Source organism: Niallia nealsonii, assembly GCF_002835805.1.
Classification (GTDB): Bacteria; Bacillota; Bacilli; order Bacillales; family Cytobacillaceae; genus Niallia; species Niallia nealsonii.
Genome location: NZ_PISE01000011.1, coordinates 166,460 through 178,882, shown reverse-complemented (window position 1 = coordinate 178,882; position 12,423 = coordinate 166,460). Strand labels below are relative to the sequence as shown.

The 12,423-nt window shown below is 32.7% G+C and carries 9 protein-coding genes; 7 read left to right on the top strand and 2 right to left on the bottom strand.

Annotated features, from left to right (window positions below; all coding sequences use genetic code 11):
- Nucleotides 1–417: 417 nt before the first annotated feature.
- Nucleotides 418–1,254, top strand: coding sequence for an STAS domain-containing protein (locus CWS01_RS05595; protein ID WP_101176177.1), 837 nt, complete (start codon nucleotides 418–420; stop codon nucleotides 1,252–1,254).
- A gap of 231 nt (nucleotides 1,255–1,485) precedes the next feature.
- On the opposite strand, the gene CWS01_RS05590 is transcribed toward CWS01_RS05595, so the two are convergent.
- Nucleotides 1,486–3,123: a response regulator transcription factor gene (locus CWS01_RS05590; RefSeq protein WP_157827564.1), complete on the bottom strand. Its 1,638-nt coding sequence runs from the start codon at nucleotides 3,121–3,123 to the stop codon at nucleotides 1,486–1,488.
- Between the two features lie 5 nt (nucleotides 3,124–3,128).
- Nucleotides 3,129–4,835, bottom strand: coding sequence for a sensor histidine kinase (locus tag CWS01_RS05585; protein WP_157827562.1), 1,707 nt, complete (start codon nucleotides 4,833–4,835; stop codon nucleotides 3,129–3,131).
- Nucleotides 4,836–5,185: 350 nt separating this feature from the next.
- On the opposite strand from CWS01_RS05585, the gene CWS01_RS05580 reads away from it, so the two are divergent.
- The 6 genes from CWS01_RS05580 (at nucleotide 5,186) to CWS01_RS05555 (ending at nucleotide 12,258) form a co-directional block, all read left to right on the top strand.
- On the top strand, nucleotides 5,186–6,106 hold the full coding sequence (locus tag CWS01_RS05580; RefSeq protein ID WP_101176276.1) for an ABC transporter permease: 921 nt from the start codon (nucleotides 5,186–5,188) through the stop codon (nucleotides 6,104–6,106).
- A gap of 15 nt (nucleotides 6,107–6,121) precedes the next feature.
- The gene (locus CWS01_RS05575) at nucleotides 6,122–7,042 is read left to right on the top strand and encodes a carbohydrate ABC transporter permease (protein ID WP_101176172.1); all 921 of its coding nucleotides are present in this window, start codon (nucleotides 6,122–6,124) and stop codon (nucleotides 7,040–7,042) included.
- Between the two features lie 18 nt (nucleotides 7,043–7,060).
- Entirely contained in the window at nucleotides 7,061–8,599 is a 1,539-nt protein-coding gene (locus CWS01_RS05570; RefSeq protein ID WP_101176170.1) for a type 2 periplasmic-binding domain-containing protein, read from the top strand.
- 246 nt (nucleotides 8,600–8,845) lie between these two features.
- The gene (locus CWS01_RS05565) at nucleotides 8,846–9,475 is read left to right on the top strand and encodes a YesL family protein (protein ID WP_101176168.1); all 630 of its coding nucleotides are present in this window, start codon (nucleotides 8,846–8,848) and stop codon (nucleotides 9,473–9,475) included.
- Nucleotides 9,476–9,508: 33 nt separating this feature from the next.
- The gene (locus CWS01_RS05560; RefSeq protein WP_101176166.1) at nucleotides 9,509–10,591 is read left to right on the top strand and encodes a Gfo/Idh/MocA family protein; all 1,083 of its coding nucleotides are present in this window, start codon (nucleotides 9,509–9,511) and stop codon (nucleotides 10,589–10,591) included.
- Between the two features lie 722 nt (nucleotides 10,592–11,313).
- A complete protein-coding gene (locus CWS01_RS05555) occupies nucleotides 11,314–12,258 on the top strand; it encodes a sugar-binding transcriptional regulator (RefSeq protein ID WP_193603756.1) in 945 nt (314 codons plus the stop codon).
- Nucleotides 12,259–12,423: the final 165 nt, after the last annotated feature.

Below are 12,423 nucleotides of genomic sequence, written 5' to 3'. Positions count from 1 at the left end.
TGGTATCGGTTACTTCAAAAAATGAAAACGCTGAAGAACAGGAAAAAAATGAACCGAAGGCACTAGCCAATAATCACCAAAAGGTAGGAATATTGGAGTGAATCTAGAATGTAGATTTTCCTTGGTTTCAAATCCTAATTCATGACAATAATAATCAGAAGAGTGGAAATAGAGTCAGACTTATCCTACTCTATTTCTATTGCTTTGAAGCTTTTATTCCTGTTTAGCAGGAAATAAAACTCAATTGATAGTAATAGTAGTCGAACGATTATTTAGTCTTGTTTATTTGCAGTGCAATAAGGCAACTAATTAATGCAAATCTATTTACTTTTAGTATAATTCTTCTATTATGTATAATGATAAAGAATGAAATTTTTATATATTAGACAAATATAGAATGCATTACTGGAGGAGATTATGGAAACTGAGTTATCCTATCTAGGAGAAGTGATAGTAAAAAAGAAGTATGAAATTGCTAGAGTAGTTCATGAGGAGAGATTAGTGGGAGTAAGGGAAGAAGATCTCCGTGAATTAAAAAAAGTAGAAAATGAAATTATTAATATACGTGCTAATTTTATAGAGTTATTTGGAGAAGTCTTAAAAAATAGCTCAGAAAAGGATTTAGCAGTTGAGAAGTTTGTAAAATGGGGAAAAGAAACCGGCGCTGCTTTTTGTGCTCAGAGTGTACCGCTGAATGAGGCTTTACAAGATGCATCTTATTATAGAAAGTCTATTTGGAAAGTTATTAAGGAAGAAGTAATCGAACATCATATGTCTTTAGATATAGTGTTTGAAGTGGGGGGCATTATTGATCCTCTATTAGATCATGCTGTCCATAGTTTTAGTTTAGCATATGTTGATGCTTATTCAGAGACTTTTACTAATACTCGCAGGTCCTTTCTCGAATTATCCGTTCCAGTTGTTCCAATTACAGATACAATAGCTATTTTGCCTTTAGTTGGTGATATTGATACAGAGAGAGCAAAGCTGTTAATGGAAGAGGCGCTTGCTAAATCAAAAGAATTGGGGATTAATAATTTAATTATCGATATTTCTGGAGTAATGATCGTGGATACTATGGTGGCTAATGAATTGCTTAAAATCATTAATGCATTAAGAATGCTAGGAGTAGAAACCATATTTACAGGTATTCGACCAGAAATAGCTCAAACAATTGTTAGCCTTGGTTTAGATTTGAGAGAGCTAACATTTATGACGAGTTTAAAAGTAGCTTTATCTAAGTTGCAGAAATAAAGGAATTTATATTATCTTTCCTGTTTGAGAATATAGAAGAGCCTATATTCTCAAATAGGAGGGAATTTTTCAGGAATCTACAGAATTTTAAGCAGGAATATTATTATGACGTGGATGTATAAATTCCTGTTTAATTCACAATATGTTAACCTCAATTAACCTGTAGCAGGGATTTCTTTCTCTCCTGCTACAGGTTAATTGAATGGTGACAAAGAGCAGAAAGTAATATTTTCAACTAGTTTCGCTTTTTGAATAAACCATTTTTCGAAATTCAATTGGAGTATAATTTGTTTCCTTTTTAAAAAGCTTCGTGAAATAGGAATAATTTTCATAACCTACTTTATCCGAAATACTATGAATAGGCAAATTTGTGTTGGTAAGCAAGTCTTTTGCGATATCTACTCTTTTTTTGATAATGTAGTTGACAAGTGATATTCCTGTTTCTTTTTTAAAGAATCTTGCAATATAATCTGGGCTAAGATAGACAATTTGGGCTAAACTAGTTCTCGTGATATTTTCTTGGTAATTTTGATCAATATAATCACGAATTGTATTGACAACAGATTTCTGTGAGTTGGTAAATTCCATATAGTCTAGAGAAACATCCACTAAATAGGAAATGTAAATCATTAAATCATCTATAGATCTGGAGGATTGTTCTAATAATAAATCACTAATCTTCCCTTGGAATAACTTATTCGCAAGAATTTCTTTTTTCTTTAAATGCGTGTAGATTAATTGAGTCATATCTATTCTAAAACAACATAGCACATGATGACTTAAAGCATTTTTATCTAATAGGTTTGTAAGATATTGATAACACTTATTAATGAAACTTAATCTATTGCCATCTTCGAGACGATGCTCCAATAGTTGTAAATTTGGTTCGACATAGTTGTTAACATTTGTATTGTAAGTTTCAAAACAAAAGATTGTGTTTCGAAAATCTATCGTTTCTTTTCTTGCAACTTGAAGTGCCTTTACAGCAGCTTGAATTTTGTTTAAAGGATTTGAAGTTCCGATACTGCATTGAACATCACACTTTAATTGGTTGTTAATTGTTGCAATTAACTGGTTACAGGAAGAAATCAAATCCCTAGATGAAGCTTCAAAAGCATTATCTGTTAATTTAAAAATGGCAAGGTACTCATCTTTAGTGGTACTTGATTTTAGAACACCATCTAAACGAATGGAATCATTTTTAAAAGTTTCCATCATAATAGATTTTAGCTTATTGTGAAAATTGTTTTCTTTATCAAATATTGAAATGATTCCTTTGTTATCAATTAATTTATATGGAAAAAAATCAAGCAATAATGGCAAAAAGCAATCATTTAGAGAATAGTTTATGTTTTTGATTCGGAGTTGTTCTTGAATTTCTTCCCTAGCTAAGGTATCATTGTTTTCTAAATAATTGTGCCAAAAGTGTTCTACTAGTTCTTCCTTGTTATGCTGCCAATACTGTCCAACTTTGATAGCATTTTCTTTTATTTGACTTAATTTGACTTTGTTTACTGCTTTTTTTATGATAAATTCCAGTTTATCAAATTCAATAGGTTTTAAATAATAGTCAAAACTTTGAAGTTCAATAGCTTTTTGTGCGTAGTTAAAATCGGCAAAGTTAGTTAAATAGATCGCTTGTACATTGAACCCTTCTGATCTTATCCAAGCCAATAATTCAAGACCGCTGCCTTGTGGCATTTCTATATCGGATAGGAGAATATGAATTGTAGTTTCCTCGAATATTTTTTTCGCTTGACGAATATTGTAAGCGGTGTAAATCTGTTGGATGCCTAAAGATGTCCAATTTATTTTTTGTTCTAAAGCTGAAACGACAAATCGATCATCGTCAACAATCAATATATTCAAGCTATTCACTCCCCATATATATGATAAGGTATCATCAGATTAATGAAAGCGCCACCATTGGGACCGTTTGAAAACTCTGTCAAAAATTCGCCGGCATACAAAAGACGAAGCCTTTGAATGACATTATTGATTCCAACATGATTTCCCTCTTTATCTGTTACAGGAATATTTTTCTGCAGTTTATCTAATACATCAGAAGGGAATCCTGGACCACTATCACTTATCATGATTTTAATGTATTTTTTGTTATCTATATCTATAGAAAAAACTCTTAAGGAAATTCTCGCTTCTTCATCTAAAGAAACAGCATACTTAATGGTGTTTTCCATAAATGTTTGCAGCACTAAAGGTGGAATCTTTGTTTTTTCAATATCCTGTTCAATAAATTTTTCAAAAAGAAATGCAGGTCCATGCACTAATTTTTGTATTGAGAGATAGTCATTCACATGGTTTAATTCTTTTTCCAGCCTTACAAAGTTTTGATTTGTTTGAAATAAGTATCTGAAATATTTAGATGTTGATAATGCCATTTCTTTTATTTCTTTATCCATCTTCATTTGCGCCATACTATAAATGGTTGTTAAACAATTTAAATAAAAGTGTGGTTTAATCTGCAGTTTCATAAAATCCATTTGTATTTGCTTCTTTTCAAATTCTTGCTCGTAAATATTGACTTTTAAATTTTTAATCTCCTTTATTAACCCTCTGAATTGTTCATTCGCTTGTTCAAGCTCTATAATACTACTATTCTCAAAATCAATCGTTTCGTTATTTTGGTTAATATCAGATAGATTTTTAGAAAAAACTTGAATGGGCGATATTACTCTGTTTTTTATATAAAGCAGAATTAGAAATAAAATTATACTTATTATAATTGTTGCAGCTATAAGAGCAAATTGAGCAATAACGACTTTTCCAAAAGCACTAAAATGGTCTACAGATACATGCAAGGAAAATGGCAGAGAAGTGTTTTCCCCTTTAAATACAAGGTTACTTCTAAAAAAATTGTTAGATCCTTTCTTATTAAAAGAATGAACTTGATTTGAGCTAGAAAGAAAACCATACTCATCACTTTTTATAATTATTTTTCCGTTAGCACCCAAATTGACATCTTGTAAAGGCAGAAGAATATCATCTACAGCAATCAAACAAATAAACACTCTATTTTCATAGTCTAATTTGTGAGATAAATAGAATTTATTATTAATCTTAAGAGGCTGCCAAGTATACAGATTCTCATAGCTATTCGAGTATGCATTTCCTGATAAGTAGAATTCCTTTATTTGAAGATATTCAGAATAATTCATTCGGATGGGAGAGCTATTAAAAAAGTAGTTCTCTTTTTTTAATGATAAAAAAAATTGGTATTCCTTCCCGGTTGTGTATTGAAAATCATTCACTCTTGATCTAAAATCACTGATGCTTTTGGGTAACTGTGCCATATCTTGGGCATCTTCAATATTCTTAATTAATGGTTCATGCTTAACGGTCCATATCATAAAATGATCGACAGCATTAAGTTTTTGTTGAGTGTCCTTTAAATAGAGATTAACGGTATTAGTAATATAATCAATACTTTGTTGTCTAGTAATATAAATAGTAAAGAAACTAACTAAGATATTGATAAGTAATATAGAAATTAAAATGACAAATAGAACTTTTGAATAATAATTAACAGAGTGTGAGGAATTTTTCCCAATATGCAACTTCAATGCTCTTTCAACTCCTATACGTGCCTTCCTCTTCATTATACAGAATCAATTTGCATTTTCTAGCAAAATAACGTCAAGAAAGCGGTTGAAAGGGGAGATAAGGGCTGAATAGTGCTATTTTATATAGGATGATTTAGAAAAATTATCTATTTGTACGGAATAGTATACATTTTTGAACCGTTTACTACTATTTATCAATGAATGCGCTACCATATAATAAAGCTAGCCAATAAAGGAGGAGATCAAACTACTTATTAATACGCTGGGGAAATGTAAATTCATTAATTAAAGGAGGGGGAAAGTTGGAAAATAAAGTTGTTTCTCAAAGTATTTCAGATTCATCAGTCATAATGACCAGAAGAAAAGCATCTAAAACCCTGAAAGAGTTCAAGAAAAGCGGGCCATTATATGCTTTGTTACTTCCTTCTATAATATTGTTAATTTGTTTTACATACCTGCCTATGTATGGGCTGATTATTGCATTCAAAGATTATTTGCCTGCTTTAGGAATATGGGAGAGCCCATGGGTTGGATTAAAGCATTTTATTCAATATTTTAATTCCTATCAATTTGATCTAACAATAAAGAATACATTAAGCATCAGTTTATATAGTATTTTGGTAGGGTTTCCATTGCCGATTGCATTAGCAATACTTTGTAACCAAATGCGTATTGGTATGTTTAAAAAGGTTTTTCAGGTAACAACCTATTTACCGCATTTCATTTCTACAATGGTTATGTGTGGAATGATTTTGATTTTCCTGTCACCTAGTAATGGATTGATAGCTAATGTGTTGGGGCTGATTGGAATTGAAATGCCAAACGTTTTATCTAAGTCATCATTTTTTAGCAGTATCTATGTTTGGAGTGATATATGGCAACATATTGGCTGGGACAGCATCATCTATTTAGCAGCTTTATCAGCAATTAATCCAACCTTTTATGAAGCGGCTACTATGGATGGCGCGAGTAAAATGCAAAAGATTCTTCATATTGATTTACCATTACTTTTGCCCACTGCCATGATTTTATTGATATTACGAGCAGGCAGTATGTTAAGTGTAGGATTTGAGAAAGTTCTTTTACTTCAAAACCCCTTAAACTTAGCTGGAAGTGAAGTTATTTCAACATATGTTTATAAAATAGGGATGCAAAATTTTCAATACAGCTTATCAACAGCAATTGGCTTATTCAATACAGTTGTCAATATAGTTATCTTGCTTCTAGTGAATTGGATATCTAAGAAACTTACGAAAACAAGCTTGTTATAGCAGGGAGTGAGGGATATGGAATTTTCCATAAAAAATAAGTTCATAAAAAAATCTAAGATGAAAAAAAGTTGGAAAGACCGAATTTTTGATATCACCATCTATGGTATAGCAATTGTAATGATATTGATGATTATCTACCCATTATGGTTTATCATAATCGCTTCGTTTAGTAATCCAGCTGATGTTTCAAACGGAAAAGTGTGGTTTTGGCCAAAAGAGTGGAAGTTAGATGGGTATATGGAATTAATAAAACAAGATATTATCTGGCGAGGCTATTTAAATACAATAATCTATACGATTGTTGGAACTATTATTGCATTATTTGTAAATATACCAGCAGGTTATGCGTTATCAAGGAAAGAATTATTTGGGAGAAAGTGGATTTCTACCTTTTACATTATTCCAATGTTCGTAAGTGGTGGATTAATGCCAACATATTTAGTAATAAAGAATTTTGGCCTATTAGATACATTTTGGGTATTGGTATTACCGTTTGCTGTTTCTGCTTTCAACATTATTATCGCAAGAACTTTCTTTAAATCGAGTATTCCTGAGACTTTGTGGGAAGCAGCTCAAATTGATGGATGTGGCACATTCAGATATTTTCTAACGATGGTATTGCCATTGTCAAAAGCTATTCTTGCTGTTATTGGCCTTTGGACTGCAGTAGGGATATGGAATTCTTGGTTTGATGCAATGATTTATATATCAAACGAAAATTTGCAACCGCTTCAACTAGTGCTGCGAAGAATTTTAATCTCTAATGAGTCGCTTCTTGGAACAGCATCAGGAGAACTGGCATCAGAATTAAGAAGATTATCAGAGATGATGAAATATGCAGCCATAGTCATCTCTACTCTGCCAATAATGTGTTTATATCCATTTTTGCAAAAGTATTTCAATCAAGGTGTTATGGTTGGCTCAATTAAAGAATAATGACAGGGGGAAAACAGGATGATGAAGAAAAAGGCTAATATATTATTGAGTTGTGCATTAGCAGCTAGTTTACTGGTTGGCTGCAGCAAGGATTCAGCTACTTCAACATCGAAAGAAGATGGCACTTATAAAATTGCAACAGTTCGTTGGTCTGATTGGGGAGATGACTTTTTAAAAGGATTTGTGGAAAAGACTGAAAAAGAAGCAGGAATTTCAGTTGATTGGGATACGTATCTAAATAGTGAATGGGGAGATAAAAAATCGTTATTAATGGCTGGAGGAGATTTACCTGATGCATTTTGGGGCTCTTTGGCTCTAGGGGATGCTGATATAGCTAAGAATTCAGGATTGTTTATTCCGCTAGAAGATTTAATTGAAAAAAATATGCCTAATTTGAAGGCTGCTTTTGATGCAGATCCTGCTTTACGTGCTATGGTTACATCTCCGGATGGACATATTTATAGTTTGCCAAAAAAACTGCCATTAAGACCAGTTGCAGGGAATTCATTGTACATTAATAAAGAATGGCTGGATAATTTAGGGCTCTCTGTACCAGATACGTATGAAGAATTTTATAGTGTTTTAAAAGCATTTAAAGAGAAAGACGCAAATGGAAACGGTGATCCTAATGATGAGATTCCTTACCAAGGCGATGTTTTGAGTTATATCTTACCATTTGGTTTACCTAAAGGAGCTTATTCAACTTCTATGACTGTAAAAGATGGAAAGCCGAGCTTTATGGCAACAGAAGATGCTTATAGAGAAGGAATTGAATGGATGCATAAAGCGTATGAAGAAGGGCTGATTGATCAAGAGGTATTTACACAAGATGAAGCTATGGCTGAAGCAAAACGGAAAAATGCAGAAGGCTCATTGGTAGGAGTATCTAGTGGCTGGACGCCAGATGCGGTATTTGGACCAAATTCAGTGGAGTATACCCAACTACCTGCACTTGAAGGTCCAGATGGACAAAGATATGTAATGACTGATGCACCAGTTTATGCTAGAAACGAGTTTATGATTACAACAAAAGCTAAGGATCCTGCTAAATTGTTGAAATGGGCAGATAAATTCTACACAGAAGATGCTAGTATTCAAACTTTCTACGGTTCCTACGGTGTTGGAGTTGAAAAAGGAGAAGACGGAAAATACAAAGTCTTGGATGCTCCTAAAGGGGAATCAGCCGATATATTTGCATGGACTAACTCATTCCGTGATTTTGGTCCTAAATATATCGGGGAAGGATTTAACGAAAAAGTAACACTTCCAACTAATGGTGGAGATGGATTGAAGCTTGAATTAGACAAACAAATTAATAAGTATGTAAAGGAACAATTTCCAAATGTTGTTTATACAGCAGAAGAGATGAATCGTTTAAATACATTAAGTGTGGATCTTACTTCCTATGTGCAATCTACACAATCTAAATGGGTTGTTGAGGGGGGAGCTACAAAAGAGTGGGATTCATATATTTCTCAATTAAAGAAAATGGGGTATGACGAATATATGGAAATTCAGAATAAAGCATTTGATAGATATCAAAAGACCCTTAAATAATTTATCCGGCATTAACGGGCTTTTGATCCCCATCTCAAGATGGTGAGAAGAAACGAGAAATCTAGGTGAGGAGAAACTAGACCGTAAAGACCCGATTGGTTCAACTAACAATCAGTGGGGGACATGGAAAACCCCCACTTTGCTTTATTTTAAATTCTTGATAAAGAACAAATAGCGGTCGGTTTACTTCTATCTATGTATGTATCCGACCGTTATCTTTATTCTAAATGAAAGAGGTGGTATAAAATGAGTCAACTATTTAGTTTGGATAGCCCTCTTTATAAAACTCTAACAAGGGCTGTGGATTTAGTCATCTTAAACTTTTTATTTTTGCTCTTTTGTATTCCGATTATAACTATTGGTGCTTCCATGACTGCTTTGTACTCTGTTCTGATCAAAATGGTAAGAGATGAAGATAAGCATATCGTTAAGAGTTTCCTAGTATCTTTTAAAAAGAATTTTGCTCAAAGTACTATTGTATGGATCATAATACTTGCCGCCGGATTTTTACTTTTTGCAAACTTATTTCTTTCCGGAAGTCTTAGTGGAGTTCCTAAGGTATTTTTTGTAAGCACACTAATAATTTTTGGATTTGTTTATCTTTGCAGTTTCCTTTTTATTTTTCCTTATATGGCTAGATATGAGGACACTATTAAGAAATCATTTTTAAATTCCTTATTAATAGGATTATTTAATTTTCCATATCTTTTATTATTGGTGCTTGTTAACTTAATTCCAGTTATTTTTGTGTTATTTTCCTCTGTTGGATTCCTTTCCGTTTTATATTTTGGAACATTCGGGGGATTTGCATTACTTGCTCTTATAAATTCATTTGTTTTAAGAAAGGCTTTTTCAAAATATGAGATTAGAGCGTAGGAAAGAAAATATGCTGAAACGAGGAGTGAATACATGATTAGCAATAATGTAGTAACTGCTGGAGTAATTGGTCTTGGTGGGATGGCAAATGAACATCTTCGAAACATTTCTAGAATAAATTCCATTCAAGTTGGGGCGATTTGTGATGTTAATCAAGAACTTCTAAATAAAATTGGTGATCAAGAAGGCATTAGTCAGAATAAACGTTTCAATAATATAGAAGATATAATTACTTCACCTGATGTTAATGCTATTATTTCAGTTGTTCCAAATAACTTGCATGCTAAGGTTATAGAGCTATGCATTTTACATCGAAAACCTATTATGGCTGAAAAACCATTTACACTGAATGTTGAAGAAGCGGAGAATTTGAATCAATTATACAAGCAAAATCCAATTCCCTGTATGATAGGATTTATTCATCGTTATACACCATCTTTTCAATATGCAAAAAAATTGATAGAAAAAAATGCCATTGGTCAAATACGTCATATTGATGTAAGATACCAACAATCATTCGGAGCTCCTATATTTAAAGTTCCTTATTTGTGGCGTTTTAATAAAGCGGTTGCTGGTACAGGTGCATTAGGTGATTTAGGAGCCCATATGATCGATAGTGCACGATTTTTTGTAGGAGAATTCCATTCAGTTTCGGCATTGATGAAAACCTTTGTGGATAAAAGGATAGACCTTATAACTGGAGAAGAGAAACAGGTTGACGTTGATGATTTTACAAGCTTTCAGGCTATTCTTGAAAATGATGTTGCTGGGAATTTTGTTACTACAAGAAATGCAATTGGATCATCGAATCAGCATGCAGTAACATTATATGGAGATTGCGGCACTTTGCATGTAGATATTGAGCGCCCTAATGAAATTGATATTATTGTTAAAAATGAATTGGAAACGATGCCAGTTTTGAAAACAGAAAGAGTGCCAGATATATATAATAAGACACTTTTAAGTGACTTTGCTGAACTAATATTAAATAAGGAAGGACATGATATGCCAACTTTTTATGATGGATATAAAAATCAAAAAATAATTGACTGTATTATATATTCTGCCCAAAAGGGTCATATGGTGAAAGTTAATTCATTGATTTTAGAGGGATAGTATAAAGTCCGCCTGAAGTTAATATTGGATTTGTAGTAGCAGGGCCTCGATTAAAAAGCATCTTTCTGTAAAAATGCAAATAATTAAACGATTTATAGTGTGCAATAGTCAGTCTTCTTTGTAACACTCTCTTTTTTATAAAATAACAACATAAATAATTTATGCATCTTAGATGACCGAAAATTTATTTGCATATTCTCTCGTATGTTATAGAACTAAGATAGGAATAAGGGAGTCTATCTCCGAGTGCCGCAATACTGGAATAGACTGGGAGTCAGACTCTATTATTAAAATTTGTTTTGCTTTGTCTATTATAATACAAATTGTCACTTGACTTCTACTCTGATGAGGCTGACTGGGGAATATATCGAAAAGCATAAGTTTTGTTTCGCTGACTGCATGTGAGACAAGATTTTTTTTCGTCTTCTGGCAAGGGGAATTCTGAGTTCACCGGCATTCCGCCAAAGAATTGAGAAAAAGAACTTCTGCATATAATACTTTTTTGTAAAATGGAATTGCTTCCTTAGCAGTTCCATTCATTATTAAGTAGGATTAAATTGAATGTCATTTTAATCAGTTCCTAATTTTGAATAAATAGTATTTTTTTTATTATTTTGACATCTTATTGAAATTTTGTTCACATAAAGGGTAAAATATAAGCAGAAGTGTATGCGGTATGAAAAAGAAAGGATTCAAAGGGGAAGGGAGAACTTTGTGTGGAGATGGATAAAGAGAAATTCAACCAGATAGTGGAAGCGGCTAAAATGTATTATATCCTTGATTATAATCAAAGTGAAATTGCAAAAAAGCTTGGCATATCAAGGCCTACAGTTTCTAGGCTGCTGCAGAGGGCAAAAGAAGAAGGCATTGTGCAAATTAATATTGTGGATTCATCCATTAATAGAGAGGAGCTGTCGCATGAGCTTGAACAAAAATTCAATCTAAAAAAAGCCATTGTTGCATCAGTGCCTCAATATGAAAGTCATATTATTAAAAGTCATTTAGGTGTTGCGGCAGCGGAATATCTTCATGAGATTGTAAAGGATGGAGATATTATTGGTGTTACATGGGGGACAACTTTATACCAAGTGGCGATTGATCTAAAGCAAAAATATGTGAATGATGTACAAGTAGTTCAGCTTAAAGGTGGGGTAAGCCATTCGGAAAAGAGCACCTATGCGTCAGAAATTATGTATTTATTTGGGAAAGCGTACAATACACCGCCAATGCATCTGCCTCTTCCAGTGATTGTTGACCATATTGTCGTGAAAAAAGCGATGGAAACAGATCGCCATATTAAACATATTTTAGATTTAGGGAAAAAAGCGAATATTGCTGTATTTACAACAGGTCCCATTAAACAAGATTCTCTGCTGTTTCAGCTAGGCTATTTTTCAGATGAAGATATGAACATGATTTCAGCAAATGCGGTTGGTGACATTTGTTCAAGATTTTTTGACAAGGATGGACAAATTTGCAATGAAAGCTTGGATGATCGAACATTAGGATTGGATTTAGCAGAACTGAAAAAGAAAGAATACTCCGTGTTAGTTGCAGGTGGAAATCAGAAAATTGACAGCATTTATGGTGCATTAAAAGGAAAAATAGCGAATGTACTAGTGACGGATCAGTATACAGCAAGGTTTTTATTAGATAAACAGGAGTAGCTACAAAAAGTTTTTCATCTAAACGAGAGAAAATAAATAAAATAGACAAAAAGTGAGAGACTACGCAGAAGCGGAAGTCTTTTTTGTTTTTTGAACAAAAATGAACAAATGTAAAAATCGTTATTTACATTTGTTCAAAAATAATATATAGTAAAGATGTAGATA